We start from the raw sequence: 16,039 nt of genomic DNA on the forward strand, positions 1-16,039 counted from the left end.
AGCCTGACGCGGACCAGCACTTCATTCCGCAAGTAGCGACATAAATGTTGGTGTCGACGATTTCAGGACCGATCAGGAGCTGGAAAGATTCCAGCCGCGAGACAGGCCCCGCGTCAGCTTCCGCGATACCCGCCACATCAGCAAGGCGGCGGCCAGGCTGTAGACGCCCATCAAGGCCAGTTGCAGCGCGTAGTCGACGCCGGCGTCGATCAGGTATCCGGTGATGCCGGGGCCCATCGCCGAGGCCAGAACCATCACGGCTACCACAACCGAGCGGATCGCGCCGAGATGCGCGGTGCCGTAGATCTCCGGCCACATGGCGCCCTCCAGGGTCGAGGAGAAGCCGTAGCTGATGCCAAGCAGCGCCATGAAGACGAAGATGGCGAAAGGCGCCGTCAGATAGGCAGCCGCGAAGCATGCCAGCGCCAGCGGCAAAAGGAATAGAGGCAGCAGCTGGACCGCCGAGAAGCGGTCGATCAGCCACCCGGCCAGAAGCGCAAAACCCATCGTCGTGGCGGACAGGACGGCAAAGCCGCCGGCGAAGAGTTGCAGCGGCCAGCCCCGGAGCTCGGTTAGATAGACCTGGTGAAAGAAGATAGTCGTGCCGACGAAGGCGGGAGCCAGGACCCCCAGGCAGATGGCGTAGAAGGTCGGATCGCGCAGGACTTCCGCCCGCGTCCAGTGCTTCACTGCGCGTTGCGCCCTCGGCTGGGCCTCGCTCTGCGGATTGCGTTCCTTCCGGACCAGCGCACAAACCAGAGGCAAGGCCACGACCAGGATGAAGGCTGCGCAGACGAACCAGCTTCCCCGCCAGCCGACGATGCCAGCCACGAGGACGAACAGGAAAGGCAGCAGAGCGCCGCCGACATGAAAGCCAAGCGTGACGACCGAGACGGCGCGGCCCCGGTTCGCGGCGAACCAGCGGCCTGTTGCCGTCAGAGCGGTCTGGGTCATCATGCCCTGGCCAAAAAGGCGCAGCAGGTAGAGCGCAAGGAGCAGCGTTGGCAGCGACCCGGCGAACCCCATCGCAATGCTGGCGCAGGCAAGCATGAGCATCGTCGCGATCGCCATGGTCACTGTCGAATACCGGTCCAGCGGCCGCCCCAGGAACGGCAGGGTCGCCGCGCTAAGCAGCGTTGCCAGCATGTAGAGCCCGCCGAACTCGCCGTGACTCAACCCGAACGTCTCGCGGATATCGCCGTTCGACAAGGCGATGAAGAAGGTCTGCCCGAAAGACGAGACGAGGGTCAGCAAAAAGGCGCCCGCGAGCCAGCGGACATTGTTGACGACGAATGCACTGAAGGACTGCATGATCCCTTTGTTTCTCGATAGAGTGCGCGCTTCCTGTTCGTCTTTATCGGCCTCCGCTGCCGGAGGATATCGGCCAGTTCCGCTTTGATCAGAGGCCTGGCTTCACGTTCGAGCCGGTCGAACTTCCATGCCGATTACCAACCAGCCAGTCCGACTTCGGCGTCCTCGCCACTCTGCTTGCGAGTGAAGTCAGTCGGACGCAGTTGCGCTCTTAGGTCAGGCACTCAAAGGCATCATGCCTCTCGCTCAAGCTCAGGTTCGCTATCTTCTCCTTCTTCCCCTCTCGGATTGTATTTGCGGACACCGTCGAATGAGAAAGGCTTTTCGATGGAAGCCGGTCATTCGGTGGATGTCGGCCGAACCGGAACAATGGTATCCTGCAGGGAGCGTTCGGGGAGGCGACTGCATTGACCGAGAGCTTGGAAGTCGAAGGGGCGAGAGGTTGGTCGAATCTGCTGATCGCGGCAGAAAGCGGCGATGCGGGGGCCGTTCGAGCGGAATTGGCGGCCGGCGCCAATATCAACGAGGCGGACGGCGGCGGCTGGTCAGCCCTTCATCTCGCAGCCCTCAATGCCCGCACCGCGGCGGTCGAGGCGTTGATCGAACACCCAGCAATCGATGTGAATTCCAGAAACAAATGGAAGAGCACGCCTTTGAGCCTTGCTTCGGCCAAGGGCCACTACTCCTCTATTTTAGCCCTCGTGAAACATCCCGAAATAGAGATTAATGCAAGAGCCGACTACTACGGCAGAACGGCCCTTATTGAAGCAGCAAAGAACGGGCATCTGGATGTCGTTAAGTTGCTTGTCGAGAATGGCGCCGACGTGAATCTTACTGACAAGACCGGAAGAAACAACGCGCTTATCGAGGCTATCAAGGGACGGCACTACGAGGTCGCGGGATACCTGCTTGATTCCCGGAAAATGAACTTTCTCAACAAGGATATGAGACTGAACGCCCTGATCTGGGCTGGAAGCTGCCATAACCCTCAACTCATCGAAAAGCTGGAAGTCTCGATTCATACTTTCTTCGAAGGCAAGTGAAGGTCCCGCTTCCGCCGCGGTGACCATGTCCGCGGCCCTTGCACTTGCCGAATGTCTTCGATCGCCGCAGACCGCCTGTGGAACTCCCTTCCAAGATCATTCAACCAATCGGTTGACAATTCGAAAGCGTGCCTCCATATTCAACTACATGGTTGAATTAGAGACACCCCAGATCGACGCGGTTTTTCACGCGCTTGGCGACGCCACCCGCCGGCACATGCTTCGCGACCTCGCCGGCGGCGAGCGAACGGTGAGCCAGTTGGCGGAACCCTTCGCCATGTCGTTGGCGGCCGCCTCCAAGCACATCAAGACGCTGGAGAATGCAGGGCTTATTCGTCGCGAGGTGAGGGGCCGCACACATCTGTGCCGCCTCGAACCCGGACCGCTGGCCAGCGCCCACCAATGGCTCGGCTTCTACGAGCGCTTCTGGACCAACCGTCTCGACGTCCTCGAGCGTCTGCTTCGCGAGCAGGACGCACGCAAAGCCCCGGGTGATTCCTGGGCCCAGGATGATTCCAGGAAATCGCCCGCCTCAAAAGAAGGAGACGACCAATGAACCAGATGAAAACCATCGAAGCCTATGGCGAGCTGACCGAGCCCGCGACGTTCACCATCCAGCGGCTTTTGCCCGGCCCGATCGAGCGGGTCTGGGCCTATCTCACCGAGAGCGACCTGCGCCGGCAGTGGATGGCTGCTGGCCAGATGGAAATGAAGGCCGGCACGTCGTTCGAGTTGATCTGGCGTAACGACGAACTGACCGATCCGCCCGGCCAGCGCCCCGCGGGCTTTCCCGAAGAGCATCGGATGGAGGGCCGGATCACCGAGCTCGATCAACCTTGCAAGCTCGCCATTACCTGGGGAAACACCGGCGGGGTTTCCTTCTTGCTGGAGCCGAAGGGCAATGATGTGCTGCTCACCGTCATCCATCGCCGGCTGCCGGAACGCGCAATCCAGCTCAACGTCACCGCCGGCTGGCACATGCACCTCGACATGCTGGCCGCCCGCCTCGCCGGAAAGACGCCGACCTCGTTCTGGGATGGCTGGAGCCGCCTGCGGGCAGAATACGACCGCCGCCTGCCGGCCTGACACGACCGCGTCGGCTGAAGTCACCGCCCAGCCTCCACCGGCATTCGCCCGTGGAGGCTCGCACACCAGCAACGATGAAACGATGAAACGTGCTTGCATTGGGCAAGCCTGATGGAGGAAGTCATGCGCAAATTGATCGCCGGAATGAAGATTTCCGTCGACAGCAAGATGGAGGGACCCGAGGGTTACGCGGAATGGGTCGACGCGTGGTCGGAGGAGTATGGGCTGATGCCGCAAATCGATGCCTGCCTGCTCGGGAGCATCATGTACGCCGGCTACGAGCGCTACTGGAGCGCGATCCAGAATGAGCCGGACAAGCCGTTGCCGATGACCGGCAAATTGCCGACGCCGGAGGAGCTCGAATGGGCCCGCTTTGCCGAACATACCCCGCATTATGTGCTGTCGAACACGATGACTTCGGCGGCCTGGCCAAAGACGCGCGTCGTGCGGAGCCTCGAAGACATCGCTGGCCTCAAGCAGCAGCCGGGCAAGGATATCTATCTCATGGGCGGTGCGCGAATGACCGCGAGCCTCATCGATGCCGGGCTGGTGGATGAACTGCGGCTTATCCTCTATCCACTGCTCGTCGGCGAAGGGAAGGCGCTGTTTGGAGCAACGCAAAATCGTCGTGGGCTTGAACTGCGGAAGGTTCAGCAGCTCACAGATGGGCGCGTGAGCCTGGTCTTTGGAATTGGCTAACTCAGCCGGTCTTCGCAGATTTCGCAGCGCTGCCCGGCTGAAATTTATTCCTGAAAGGCACGTCGCCGGTCAGAGGGAAACCGACAGCCCACCGTCGACGGCCAGCACATGGCCGTTGACGTAGGCGGCAGCGTCTGAGGCGAGAAACACCACGGCTCCGCCGAGTTCCTCAGGCTGGGCCCAGCGGCCCGCCGGGGTTCGTGCCTCGACCCATTTGGTGAAGGCCTCGTCGCTCATAAGTGCGGTGTTGAGCTCGGTAGCGAAATAGCCGGGGGCGATCGCGTTGACGGTGATGCCGTGACGGCCCAGTTCAGCGGCGGTCGAGCGTGTCAGCCCGTGCAGGCCCGCCTTTGCCGCCACATAGGCGTGAATGGTGGGACGGCCAAGGATCGCTGCAACCGATCCAGTGTTTATTATGCGCCCGAACTTGTTTGGCAGCATCAGGCGCACCGCGTCGCGCATCATGCGGAAGCAAGCCGAAAGATTGACGGCAATCACATGGTCGAAATCCTCGTCCTGCCATTCGACCAACTGACTTCGATGCTGGATGCCGGCGTTGTTGACCAGAATATCGAGGCGGCCGTGGCGTTCGACGATCCCTTCGAGCGACGCCCTCGAGATCGCCGCGTCGGTGACATCGAACGGCTGGGCTTCGGCACCGATCCTTTCGGCCGCCGCGGACAGCGCGGCCGGATCGCGGGCATTGACGATCACCGTCGCGCCGTTTTCCGCAAGTGCCTTGGCCATGGCGAAGCCGAGGCCACGCGAAGCACCGGTGACCAGCGCGACACGGCCGTTGAGCGAGAACAATTCCGACATTGATATCCCCCAAGAAAAGGGCGGGCTATGAAAAGGGCGGGAGTTTCCTCCCGCCCAATGAGGCTATTTGGAGCGCTATTTAGCGATGCAGGTATCCGCTGTCTCCGGCGTGCAAATGTCAAGGCCGGTATAGGTCGGGTCGGCCGGCGAAGCCTTGCCGTCCTTCATGTCCTTCAGCGCCATCATCGTCTTGTAGCCCATTTCGAACGGCCGCTGGCCGACCTGGCCGAGCGAGAACCCTTCCTTCATCTGGTCGATCTGTACGGGAAGCGTATCGGCGACGACCAGGGCCAGGGCCTTCGAGGCGATCTTGTCCTTGTACGGCGCGACCGCGGCGCGGTTGGCATCGGGGATGAACTGCGGGAAGCCGCCGGTTGGGATGAACGCATCGAGGTTCGGGTTTTTCGCCATGATGTCCTCGAACTGCTGCACCGAGCGCGGGAAGTCGTCGTCGGTGTAGAGTGGGCAGCCCTCGATTTCGGTCCAGCCGTTCTGTCCGGTCAGGCGGTCGCCGGGTGAGGCAGCCGATTTGGTCCCCGAAAGCGTGTCGCGAATGCCCTGCATGCGCTCATTGTGGTTGGCCGCCGCCGCGCCGCCCGACTGGATGCAGATCGTGCCGCCCTTGGGCTTGATCTGCATGGCGAGCTTGGCGAGGTTCGTGCCGATCTCATAATTGTGCGTGCCGATATAGGCGACGCGCAGGTCCTTGTTCTCGGGCAGCAGATCCGAGTCCCAGGTGAGGACCGGAATGCCCGCGTCCTTGGCGGCCTGCAGCGCAACCGCCATCGCCGCAGCGTTCGATGGCGACACGGCGATACCGTCCACCCTCTTGGCCACGAGGTCCTGCACGATCTGTACCTGCTCGTCGCCGCCGCCATGCTCGCCGGGGCCGATATACATGCACTCCAGGGCACCATTCGATTCGGCTTCGGCCTTCTTGCAGCCGTCGCGTGCCTGGTCGAAGAAAGGATTGTTCATATTCTTCGGCACCAGGGCGAAGGTGTATTTCGCCTCGGCACCGGAAACGGCGAGCACCATGGCGCCAAGCGCGACAGCCGCCGTCAGCAGATGTTTCTTCATGTGAAGTTCTCCTCCTTGGTGTGATGTCCCGCAGGCCTCCCGCCGGCGGGTTTCTAGCGGCTTTTTTTGGGCATCAGGACTGCCAGCGACGCGGCGAGGATCGATTTGCCGCCGGTTTGCATGCCCAAAAGAACCGCAAGAACGATGAAGGCGCCGACGAAGGCACCCTGCCAGTTTGAATCGATGCCGGCCATCAGCAGCGCATTCCTGATCACTTCGAGGAACGCCGAACCGATGACGGCACCGAAAGCCGTGCCGGCGCCGCCCATCAGGCTGGCGCCGCCAATCACTGTCGCCGCAATGACGCGCAGCTCATAGCCTTGGCCCATCGCATTGATGGCCGAGCCGTTGTAGCCGAGCAGCAGGAGCGAGGCGATCGAGGCGGTGAAGGCCGAGAAAAGGTAGGCCTGGAATTTGATCCAGTCGACCGGAACGCCGGTGAGCCGCGCCGCCTCCTCATTGCCGCCGATGGCGAACAGATGCCGGGCCCAGGCAGTGAAATTGAACACGAAGCCGACAATCAGCGCCAGGACCACCATGGTCCAGAATTGCGACGACAGTTCCGGTATCCAGTGCGGCGCCCAGTCCTCGGGTCCATGCCGGGGCCATTTCGCCTGGCCGATCGCCTTCACGATCGGAGCATCGGGCCCGAACTGGTAAAGCATCTGGTTGGCCGAGAACACCACCGCCAGCGAGCGCGCGACGGACAGCATGCCGAGGGTGACGACAAAGGACGGCATTCCGACATAGGCGACAAAAAATCCGTTGACCGCGCCGCAGGCCAGGCCGGAAAAAAGGCCCATGGCGAAAGCGATGTACCAGGGATAATGCCAGGTTAGGAACAGGCCGGCGACGATGACCACGAGGCCCATGATCGAGCCGACCGACAGATCGATGCCACCGGTGATGATGACGACCGTCATGCCGAGCGCCATGATGCCGAAAGGCGCAAGATTGCGCGTCACATTGGCGACGTTTTCGGAGGTGCCGAAGCTAGGCTCCATCGCTGTCATCAAGATGACCAGCGCGATCAGCGCGATCGTCACCCAGAAGGGCTGACTTGAAATCACGCGTTGGAAAGCTGTCTGTTCCTTGGTCGGGACGAAGTCCGACATGGCCGGCTGGCCGGCGTTCCCGGCCGATTCCTGAACACTATTCGCCACGGATGGCTCCCGTTATCAGTCCTGTGATTTCCTCCGGTGATGTGTTGCCGGTGTCCTTGTCGGCAACCTTGGAACCTCGCCTGAGCACGATGATGCGATCTGCGACGGCAAAAACGTCAGGCATGCGGTGGCTGATCAGCATAACGCCGACGCCCTGCGCTTTCAGGCGCCGGATCAATTCGAGCACTTCCGCCACCTGGCGCACCGAGATGGCGGCGGTCGGCTCGTCCATCAACACCAGCTTGGCGTTTGAAAGCCGGGTTCGCGCAATGGCTACCGCCTGGCGCTGCCCACCGGACATCTTCTTGACCAGATCGCGCGGCCTGGTTTCCGATTTGAGTTCCCTGAACAGCGCTGCCGAGCGGTCGATCATCGCCTGCTTGTCAAGCACTCTGATCGGCCAGAAACCTTTCTTGATCTCGCGGCCGAGGAAGACGTTCTGCGCCGCCGTCAGATTGTCGGCGAGCGCCAGGTCCTGATAGACGACTTCGATCCCCTTGGCGCGGGCCTGGACGGGTTTATGGAAATGGCAAACCTCGCCGTCCACGACAATTTCGCCGTCGCTCGGCGGGAAATTGCCAGCCACGGTCTTGACCACGGTGGACTTGCCGGCGCCGTTGTCCCCCATCAGACCCACGACTTCGCCTCGCTCCACCTGGAAGCTGACGTCGCTCAGGGCCTGGATGGCCCCGAAATTCTTCGAAACGTGGCGAACCTCAAGCACCGGCATCGCGGTCCTCCCCGGACAACATTTGCCAATCTTGTCCCGGACTTATGCAAGATAGCTAATCAGCGAAATGTATTCGACACAATCCTTATTCGAAGGAGACCGGCATCCGTTTTTAGCGGGGCAGGTGGACCCTGGAGCATCGAGAAGAATAGGACTTGCGAAGTTGTAGGATGACCGTATGATCTGACCCGATGATCACGGATCGCCCCTCTCAACGCGAAGCTTCCGGCGCAATTGCTGAGCTGCCTGCGCAGTTGGCGGGTGATGCGCTGATAGACGGCCAGTCGCCCCAGGCGGAGCGCTACCTCATCGATTGGGGCCGCGACAGGTGCGGAAGTGCCCGCTTCATCGTGCGTCCAGGATCGGTGGAAGACGTCCAGGCGTTTGTGAGATGGTGCTCGCAGAGCGGTATCGCCATCGTCGTACAGGGTGGAAATACCGGACTTGCCGGTGGCGCCATTCCAGACAATTCGGACTACGCAGTGCTGTCGCTCGAGCGTCTCAATCGGATACGCCGCGTCGACCCGCTCGACTTCACGCTGCAAGCGGATGCCGGGGCCGTGCTGCAGGACGTCAAGGACGCCGCTGAAGCATCCGAGATGACCTTCCCGCTCGCGCTTGGCGCACAGGGATCGTGCACGATCGGCGGCAATGTCGCGACCAATGCCGGCGGCATCAATGTGCTGCGCTACGGCATGACGCGTGACCTGGTGCTCGGGCTTGAGGCGGTCCTGCCGGATGGCACCCTTTGGAACGGCATGAACGGGCTGCGCAAGGACAATCGCGGCTACAGCCTGAAGCAATTGATGATCGGCTCGGAAGGGACGCTGGGAGTCGTCACCGGCGTCGAAGTAAGGCTCTCGCCCCGGCCGACGCAGGTCGAGACCGCCTATGTCGGACTGGGCAGCTTCCGCCAGGCGTGCGAGCTGTTCCGGATGGCAAGGCATCTCTGCTCCGACCTTCTCAGCGCGTTTGAGGTCATCGGCGAGGAGTGCCTGCCGCTGGTCCATCTCATCGATCCGAATCTGCGCTCGCCGTTGACGCGAGAATGTCCGGTACACGCGATCGTCGAACTCGCCTGTGGGCCAGGGATAGATGCGGGCGGCCTTCTTGAAATTATGCTGGCGCGCGCGCTTGAGACCGGCCTGATCAAGGACGGCGTCGTCGCGCAAAGCCGCTCGCAGGCCGCCACATTCTGGGCCATCCGTGAGGGCCTGGTCGAGGGGCAGGCGCGGCGCGGCTTTCATGTCCGCACCGACCTCTCGGTTCGCCTCAGCCAGGTGCCGACGTTGATCGAGCAAGCACGCGCGTGCATTGTGCGCGACTGGCCTGGCTGGGCATCCCTGACCTATGGCCATGCGGGCGACGGCAACATCCATTTCAACGTGCTGCCTCCGATAGATTGCGAGCCCGGCGAAGCGAGGACCGTGGGGCAGGCGGTTTTGGCCCGGCTCTACGAGCTGGTCGGAGCGCTCGGCGGCTCGTTCAGTGCCGAACATGGCGTCGGTCGCAACCGCAGTCACGTGTTCTGGGCCGGCCTGTCGCAACGCGAACGGCAGCTTCATACCGCGATCAAGGCAGCCTTCGATCCGGCAGGCCTGTTCAATCCCGCGTGTCTCATGCCTGGTCCGGGCGATTTGTAGGGGAAAGCCGCATGAAGCAGCGTTCGTCCATCATCGGCAGCGTGGAGGCGCTTCCGCATCGCGTCGCTTCGCATCTGAGCCGCGAGATCGAGGGCGGCGACATCATCCCGGGAGCCCGGCTCCCCACCGAAAGCCAGCTCGCCGACAAGTTCGGCGTCAGCCGCAATGTTGTCAGGGAAGCGATCGCGCAGCTTCGCGCCGATGGCATGATCGAGGCGCGTCAGGGCGTAGGGGCATTCGTCATGGCGCCGGAACAGCGGACCGCCATCCGGATCGACCGTGAGGCGCTGAAAGACCAGCGCAACATGGAGCAGCTCTTCGAGCTGCGCAGCATCCTGGAGACCGAGTCCGCCACGCTGGCCGCGGCGCGCTGTACATCCGATGATCTTGACGCAATCAAGGCTGCGCTGGACCGCATGGGCGGCGAGGAGCGCTGGGAGGATGGCAGCATCGAGGCCGATCTGCTTTTCCATCGGGCGATCGCCCGGGCGACCGGCAATAGTTACATCTACACCTTCATTTCCTTCGTCTGCGAGCAGATCCGCCAGTCGATCCACTATGCCCGCCTCACCAATCCGCTCCACGACCTGGTCGAGGTCAACGTCGCCGAACACGTGCGGATTTACGACGCGCTCGCCGCGCGTGATCCACAAGCTGCCGGCGAGGCGATGCGCCGGCACATCGAAGGCGCCGCATCGCGCGTAGGTGTCGAGCTCACCGCGATCAATCGAGGCAAATGACCATGTCGCTCGGGCAGACCAAGGCGATCACCGATATCTGCCTGCTTGTAGAGGATATCGACCGCACCATCGACTTCTACACGCAGAAGCTTGGCTACCGGATCAGACGCCGCGCCGAGGGCTTTGTCGATTTTCATTCCGAGCGCGTGACGCTCGCCGCATGGCAGTTGGACCACATCAATCGCCACTGCGGCGTCTCGAATGTCCGCTCACCGAAGCAGGCGCACAAGGCGTGCGTCGCCATGGAACTCGAAAGCGCCGGCGAGGTCGACCGGCTCTACGCCGAACTGTCGGACAAGGGCGTGCCGTTCGTCGGGCCGCCCGGCGACTATGTCTGGAACGCGCGTTGCGCCTACTTCCACGATCCGGACGGGACGCTGTGGGAACTCTATGCCTGGACCGGCGCGGGACCGGGCGACTATCACGACACGCAAGTGTGATTGGATCGCGACGGCCTCGCAAGAAAGGGCCGCGCCGCATGCAAGCAGTCCAACAAAGGAGCAAGAAGATGAGTGGGAACGCATCGCAGTGGAATCGCAGATCGATCCTGAAGGCCGGCGCCGCCGGCCTGGCGGCTTTCGGGCCGGGACTTCAGCTGTTCGGCGCCAGCGCCTCGGCAGCCGCCAAGCTCGTCGTCCAGTATGACTGGCTGATGTCGAACGGCCAGATCGGCGACGTCGCAGCCGTCGCCAATGGCTACTTCAGCGAAGCTGGGCTTGAAGTGGAGTTCAGCCCCGGCGGGCCGAACGCCGCCACCGTGCCGCCAGTGGTGTCCGGTGCCGCTCAGCTCGGCCAATTCTCCGAATCGCCTCAACTCTATGCCGCGCGGGCGAGCGGCGTTCCGGTGAGGATAATCGCCTGCGGCTATCGCACCGGGCCCTATGCGCTGACGTCGAAACCGGAGAAGCCGATCCGGTCGGTGGCGGATCTGAAGGGGATGCGGATCGGCACGCAGCCGACCGCGCGCTTCGCCATCGACGCGATGCTCGCGAAGAACAAGATCGACCCTTCCGAGGTCACCATCGTCAATGTCGGGTTCGACAAGGCGCCGCTGGTTCGTGGCGACGTCGATGCGATCGGCGGCTGGATCACCAACACGCAGGCGCTCAGCGTCGTCGGTGACGATCGCATCGATCTGCTGTTGTCGGAGCTCGGCCTGGCGTCCTATGCCAATGTCTATTTCGCGACCGACAGCGCCATCGAATCCAATTCCGCGACCCTGGCGAAATTCATCGGCGCGGTGGCCAAAGGATGGGGCTGGGTCCACGCCAATCCCGAGCAGGCGGTCGACAAGCTTGTCGCGGCCTATCCCGAGATCGACGCGGGCTGGGAAAAGAAGACGATCCCCCTGGTGCTGAAACTGTCGTTCGACGACAACACGAAAAAGGATGGATGGGGCACCTTCGATCCTGCCTCGATCGAGAGCCAGATCGCGCTGCTTGACCAGATTGGCCAATACCCGAACGGCAGGCCGAAGGCCGAGGACGTCTATACGACGAAGCTTCTCGAACTCACTGCGGCTGAACGGCCGAAGCTCGGCGCGCCCGCCTCTTGATGGCCGCGCCGGCCATCGAAACCTCCGGGCTCGACGTCGGCTATCCCGGCCGGCGCTCGCCCGTGACGGTGATCTCCGGCCTCGAACTGACAGTCGAGGCCGGGACGTTCCTGTCGATCCTCGGGCCTTCGGGGTGCGGAAAGTCGACGTTTCTGCGGGTTGTCGCCGATCTTCTGGCGCCGCTCGCGGGCACGATACGCGTGATGGGCGAAACGCCGTCGGCGGTGCGCTCCGGCCGCGGCGTAGGTTTTGTTTTCCAGGACTCGACCCTTTTGCCGTGGCGCACGGCGCGCGAGAATGTTCGGCTGCCGATCCAGGTCGGCCGCCGCAGCCTGTCGCGCATGATAGACGACCGGGCCGACGAGCTGCTCGAACTCGTCGGCCTGTCGGCCCTCAGTGAGCGCCTGCCGCATCAGCTTTCCGGCGGACAGCGCCAAAGGCTGGCGATCGCCCGGGCGCTGCTTGGCGAGCCACGTCTGCTTCTGATGGATGAACCCTTTGGCGCACTTGACGAGATCACCCGCGATCGCCTCAACGACGAACTGCTGAATCTTTGGCGGCGGACCGGAACGACCGTGCTGTTCGTCACGCATTCCATTGCCGAAGCGGTCTATCTCGGACAGCGTGTGATCGTGCTTGCCGCCCATCCCGGCCGGATCGTCGCCGACCACGACCTTCGTCCGCTGAAGTGGCCGGACAACAGATGCTCGCGCGAGGATCCGGCGATCGTCGCGGCAATGGCCAGGATGCGCTCCGCCCTTGGAGCGGCCTCGTGAAAAAAGGCCCGCTTTCGCCGTTCGCACAGGCTGCGCTGCCGATCTTCGGCGCCGGCTCGCTCATTCTCGCATGGCAGGTCCTGCTACCGCTTGCCGGCGTGCCCGCATACATCGTTCCGACGCCGACCGCGATCGCAGGCGTGTTTGCCAGGAGCGGATCGCTTCTCCTGTCGAACCTCTGGCCGACGGCCATCGAGGCGCTCTCCGGCTTCGTGCTCGGCAACCTCGCCGCAATGCTGCTGGCGGTCGTCTTCGTGCACAGCCGTACGCTGCAGGCTGCCTACTTTCCGGTCGTGCTGTTCTTCAATACGATCCCGGTCCTTGCGCTGGCCCCGGTCGTCATCCTGATCTTCGGCCTTGGCATGCTGCCCAAAATCGTGATCGCGGCGGTGATCTGTTTCTTCCCAACGCTCATCAACATGATCCGGGGTCTGGAATCGGCGAGCCCCAGCGAGCACGAGCTGTTCCGCGTGCTGTCGGCGACGCGCTGGGAAGTATTCTGGCGCCTGCGCCTGCCGCGCGCGCTGCCAATGCTTTTCGCTTCGCTGCGGATCGCCTCGGCAACCGCGGTGATCGGCGCGATCGTCGGCGAGTGGATCGGTTCCGACAAAGGTCTCGGCGCGCTGATCATCCAGGCGACCTTCAACTACCAGTCCGACCGGCTCTACGCCGCCATCGTGCTCTCATCGCTGTTGTCGATCGGGTTCTTCATGACCGTCGTCGCCGCTGAGCGATGGTCGGTTCGATACCGTTAGAGGCGGCTGAACGCGTCGGCGACGGACGTAGCATCATTTGTTCCCGCGAAGGCAGGGCGCCTCCTTGAGAGCCGCCCTGTTGCTTGTGTTTCTGGCGATGATTAGAGCTTTCCCGCTGCGAGCAGTTCGCGGGTCCGCTTCAGCGTCGACAGCAGGGCGGCCTTGTAGCCGTTTTCGCTGGCGAACTGAGCCTGCTCGGCCTGCTCCTCGCGACCGTTTGGCTCTTTGCCGCGCAGGCCAATGTACCAGTAGAAGCGAAGCTGCAGTGCGCCTTCTCCATCTTCGAACAGTTCGTTGACAATCGCTCCCTCGCGCGGACCGGATGCCTGGAAGAAGGTGACCTTGCTTTCCGGCTCGAGCGTGACGATTTCGCGCAGGTCGTGGCCACCGATCGTGGCCTCCCGCACGAAGTGGGTAGCGCTTTCCTCCGCAACGTCGCAACGGGTGCAGAGACCCGTGACAAGGAACAAGCGGGCGTCGCGTGCTTTCAGCTCGAGACCCTTCCACACTTGAGCGCGCGTCAATGGGACTTCGCCTTCCCGGTTCACCGGAACTGTGGCAGTTGAATAAATCATGATGACAGTCCTTGTGATCAGACAGGGGCTGCGCTTCCGTCAGGCGGAGGCAGCGGTTTCCGAGGCGAAGGCTCGATATGGGCGCAGTGGACGTCCGAGCAGGGCAGTCAGGCGCTCGACGTCGCCGGCCCCAGGCAGCATCCCGTCGGTGAAGAAGCGCTCGCCCATCAGACGCATGTCGTAGGCCATCCAGGCGGGCACGAACTGCTTGAGATTTTGCTCAAAATCCTCGGTATTGTCGCCGCCGTAGTTGATCGGGCGGGCGAGCACGTCTGACCAGATGGCGGCGATATCCGCCCCAGTCAGTGTCTCTGGACCGACGAGGTTGATCCAGTCGATCGCAAGCGGCTCTGCGGCCTGTTCACGGCGCAGCAGCTCAAGGGCGGCGATCTCGGCGATATCACGGACGTCGATCATGGCGAGACCCTTGTCGCCGATCGGCATTGTGTAGGTGCCATAGCCGGTGATGACGTCTTTGATCATCAGATCGTTCTGGATGAAGTAAGCTGGGCGCAAGATCGTAGCCTTGAAGTCCATCTGCTCGATCATTCGCTCGACGCCGAACTTGCCAGCGAAATGGGGCACGTTCACGTAGCCGTCAGCGTGGATCACCGACAGATATACGATCCGCTCGATACCGGCCGATCGGGCGACGTTCAGCGCGACCAAAGCTTGGGTGAATTCGTCCGGAACTACGGCGTTCAAAAGGAACAGAGTGGAAACTCCAGACATGGCTTTGCGCAGCGAATCGACATCGAGAAAGTCGCCTTGCACGACGGATACGCCTGCCGGGAAGTTGGCTTTCGACGGATCGCGGACGAGAGCACGTACATCAGCGCCGCGCTTGACGAGGTGTTCGACGACTTGGCGGCCAATATTGCCTGTGGCCCCGGTAACGAGAATGGTCATGAAATTTCTCCTGTTGGGTTGCTTGACACGGCTAATATGTGTGGCTCACTGAGCGTCCAACAGGCTGAAATTTTAGACGCACCGTCTCGCTGGTGGAACATACATGGATCTTCTTGCCCTCGCCGATTTTAATCTCGTTGCCCGCCACGGTGGTTTCGGCAAAGCGGCAAGGGCCACCGGCCGGCCTAAGGCGACCCTGTCCCGGCGCGTTGGAGAATTGGAAAGCAGCCTTGATCTGCGCCTGTTTGAACGGGGTGCGCGTAGCCTGAAGCTCACCGAAGAAGGACGGGCGCTCTTCGAGCGGACAGGGGCGCTGCTTGCCGAACTGGACGAGACAGCTTCGGCGATTGCCTCGGGCGGTCAGAGACCCAAGGGCAGATTACGGATTAGCGCACCTTTGCTTTTTTCTCAGACCGCAATGGGGAGGATTGCTGCGGGGTTTGCCCTTAAATATCCGGAGGTGAGGCTGGAGGTTACGACTGAGGATCGGCCTGTTGACATGATCGAGGAAGGCTACGATCTGGTAATTCGAGTCAATCCAGATCCCGACGAAAGCCTGGTTGGACGGGCGTTTCTCCGCGACCGCCTGGTCGTAGTGGCGAGCCCTGACCTTCCTCGCGCGAGTGGTGGACTCGCCGCTCCTGGCGTCGCGCGCTGGGGGGGCGATCGGCAAACATGGCACGTGAAGACACAAGGTGGCCGGTCAACAATTGCAATCGAGCCTGTCCTCGCCTTGTCGATGCTCATCATGGTCCGGGATGCGGTGCGAGCCGGCGTCGGTGCAGCACGTCTTCCCATTTCGTTGGTGGCCCACGACTTGGCTGACGGCACGCTGGTACTATGGGGGGATATCGACGGCCCCGAGATCGCTCTATGGGCGCTCTACCCATCTCGGCGGCTACTCAGCGCGCGAGTGTCGGCGTTCTTGAATTTTCTAAAACAGGCCTTCCCAAATGGGACGCCGGACGAACTAGCCGCCTATATTGGCAGGTGATGACCGAACCCGCGTTCGGGCGTAGAAAGTCCTATGCAACAAAAAAACGAAAACTGAGAAGCGCTTTGCCAGCGTCATGGATGAACTCACGTCCCATGCCAGCCTGCTTAGCAAAATGTGCTGGAACTATGGCCTGTCTTCCGATGCACTTTGTCAACAGA

Annotated in this window: 18 protein-coding genes; 11 read left to right on the forward strand and 7 right to left on the reverse strand. The window is 62.2% G+C overall.

Features of this window, described 5'->3' with window-relative positions; all coding sequences use genetic code 11:
- Positions 1 to 72: 72 nt before the first annotated feature.
- On the reverse strand, positions 73 to 1,311 hold the full coding sequence (locus AC0L3D_RS07870) for an MFS transporter (protein WP_473643788.1): 1,239 nt from the start codon (positions 1,309 to 1,311) through the stop codon (positions 73 to 75).
- 407 nt (positions 1,312 to 1,718) lie between these two features.
- Here AC0L3D_RS07870 and AC0L3D_RS07875 point away from each other — a divergent pair, with 407 nt between their 5' ends.
- The 4 genes from AC0L3D_RS07875 to AC0L3D_RS07890 all read left to right on the forward strand — a co-directional run bounded on the left by AC0L3D_RS07875 (position 1,719) and on the right by AC0L3D_RS07890 (position 4,139).
- Complete coding sequence (locus AC0L3D_RS07875; protein ID WP_128246956.1) at positions 1,719 to 2,354, forward strand: ankyrin repeat domain-containing protein; 636 nt, start codon at positions 1,719 to 1,721, stop codon at positions 2,352 to 2,354.
- Between the two features lie 148 nt (positions 2,355 to 2,502).
- On the forward strand, positions 2,503 to 2,910 hold the full coding sequence (locus tag AC0L3D_RS07880; protein WP_023799123.1) for an ArsR/SmtB family transcription factor: 408 nt from the start codon (positions 2,503 to 2,505) through the stop codon (positions 2,908 to 2,910).
- The gene (locus AC0L3D_RS07885) at positions 2,907 to 3,440 is read left to right on the forward strand and encodes an SRPBCC family protein (protein WP_473643790.1); all 534 of its coding nucleotides are present in this window, start codon (positions 2,907 to 2,909) and stop codon (positions 3,438 to 3,440) included. The genes AC0L3D_RS07880 and AC0L3D_RS07885 overlap by 4 nt, the downstream gene beginning before the upstream one ends.
- Positions 3,441 to 3,608: 168 nt before the next feature.
- Positions 3,609 to 4,139, forward strand: a complete 531-nt coding sequence (locus tag AC0L3D_RS07890) for a dihydrofolate reductase family protein (RefSeq protein ID WP_473643881.1) — start codon at positions 3,609 to 3,611, stop codon at positions 4,137 to 4,139.
- A 69-nt stretch (positions 4,140 to 4,208) separates the two neighbouring features.
- Here the strand turns inward: AC0L3D_RS07890 and AC0L3D_RS07895 are convergent, their stop codons facing one another.
- From AC0L3D_RS07895 to AC0L3D_RS07910, 4 genes are all read right to left on the reverse strand, one after another.
- Positions 4,209 to 4,958: a glucose 1-dehydrogenase gene (locus tag AC0L3D_RS07895; protein WP_091599240.1), complete on the reverse strand. Its 750-nt coding sequence runs from the start codon at positions 4,956 to 4,958 to the stop codon at positions 4,209 to 4,211.
- A gap of 75 nt (positions 4,959 to 5,033) precedes the next feature.
- Positions 5,034 to 6,038 carry a sugar-binding protein gene (locus AC0L3D_RS07900; protein ID WP_287307569.1) on the reverse strand — a complete coding sequence of 335 codons (1,005 nt, stop codon included), beginning with the start codon at positions 6,036 to 6,038 and terminating at the stop codon, positions 5,034 to 5,036.
- A 53-nt stretch (positions 6,039 to 6,091) separates the two neighbouring features.
- Positions 6,092 to 7,201 carry an ABC transporter permease gene (locus AC0L3D_RS07905; RefSeq protein ID WP_473510536.1) on the reverse strand — a complete coding sequence of 370 codons (1,110 nt, stop codon included), beginning with the start codon at positions 7,199 to 7,201 and terminating at the stop codon, positions 6,092 to 6,094.
- Positions 7,191 to 7,931: an ATP-binding cassette domain-containing protein gene (locus tag AC0L3D_RS07910; RefSeq protein ID WP_023799117.1), complete on the reverse strand. Its 741-nt coding sequence runs from the start codon at positions 7,929 to 7,931 to the stop codon at positions 7,191 to 7,193. The genes AC0L3D_RS07905 and AC0L3D_RS07910 overlap by 11 nt, the downstream gene beginning before the upstream one ends.
- Positions 7,932 to 8,122: 191 nt before the next feature.
- Here AC0L3D_RS07910 and AC0L3D_RS07915 point away from each other — a divergent pair, with 191 nt between their 5' ends.
- From AC0L3D_RS07915 to AC0L3D_RS07940, 6 genes are all read left to right on the forward strand, one after another.
- Positions 8,123 to 9,574 (forward strand): FAD-binding oxidoreductase, encoded by a 1,452-nt coding sequence (locus AC0L3D_RS07915; RefSeq protein WP_473643792.1) that lies wholly within the window; start codon positions 8,123 to 8,125, stop codon positions 9,572 to 9,574.
- An 11-nt stretch (positions 9,575 to 9,585) separates the two neighbouring features.
- The gene (locus AC0L3D_RS07920) at positions 9,586 to 10,314 is read left to right on the forward strand and encodes a FadR/GntR family transcriptional regulator (RefSeq protein ID WP_473521433.1); all 729 of its coding nucleotides are present in this window, start codon (positions 9,586 to 9,588) and stop codon (positions 10,312 to 10,314) included.
- 2 nt (positions 10,315 to 10,316) lie between these two features.
- Positions 10,317 to 10,754: a VOC family protein gene (locus AC0L3D_RS07925; RefSeq protein WP_023799114.1), complete on the forward strand. Its 438-nt coding sequence runs from the start codon at positions 10,317 to 10,319 to the stop codon at positions 10,752 to 10,754.
- A gap of 68 nt (positions 10,755 to 10,822) precedes the next feature.
- Positions 10,823 to 11,869 (forward strand): ABC transporter substrate-binding protein, encoded by a 1,047-nt coding sequence (locus AC0L3D_RS07930; protein WP_473643793.1) that lies wholly within the window; start codon positions 10,823 to 10,825, stop codon positions 11,867 to 11,869.
- Positions 11,869 to 12,645, forward strand: coding sequence for an ABC transporter ATP-binding protein (locus tag AC0L3D_RS07935; RefSeq protein ID WP_473643795.1), 777 nt, complete (start codon positions 11,869 to 11,871; stop codon positions 12,643 to 12,645). The genes AC0L3D_RS07930 and AC0L3D_RS07935 overlap by 1 nt, the downstream gene beginning before the upstream one ends.
- A complete protein-coding gene (locus AC0L3D_RS07940) occupies positions 12,642 to 13,400 on the forward strand; it encodes an ABC transporter permease (RefSeq protein WP_473643797.1) in 759 nt (252 codons plus the stop codon). Before AC0L3D_RS07935 ends, AC0L3D_RS07940 begins: the two co-directional genes overlap by 4 nt.
- Positions 13,401 to 13,501: 101 nt before the next feature.
- On the opposite strand, the gene AC0L3D_RS07945 is transcribed toward AC0L3D_RS07940, so the two are convergent.
- Positions 13,502 to 13,975, reverse strand: a complete 474-nt coding sequence (locus AC0L3D_RS07945) for an AtaL-like protein (protein WP_473643799.1) — start codon at positions 13,973 to 13,975, stop codon at positions 13,502 to 13,504.
- Between the two features lie 39 nt (positions 13,976 to 14,014).
- Entirely contained in the window at positions 14,015 to 14,884 is an 870-nt protein-coding gene (locus AC0L3D_RS07950; RefSeq protein ID WP_091599220.1) for an SDR family oxidoreductase, read from the reverse strand.
- A gap of 103 nt (positions 14,885 to 14,987) precedes the next feature.
- On the opposite strand from AC0L3D_RS07950, the gene AC0L3D_RS07955 reads away from it, so the two are divergent.
- Positions 14,988 to 15,878: a LysR family transcriptional regulator gene (locus AC0L3D_RS07955; protein WP_473643801.1), complete on the forward strand. Its 891-nt coding sequence runs from the start codon at positions 14,988 to 14,990 to the stop codon at positions 15,876 to 15,878.
- Positions 15,879 to 16,039: the final 161 nt, after the last annotated feature.

The sequence above is a fragment of the Mesorhizobium sp. WSM4837 genome (assembly GCF_055811435.1).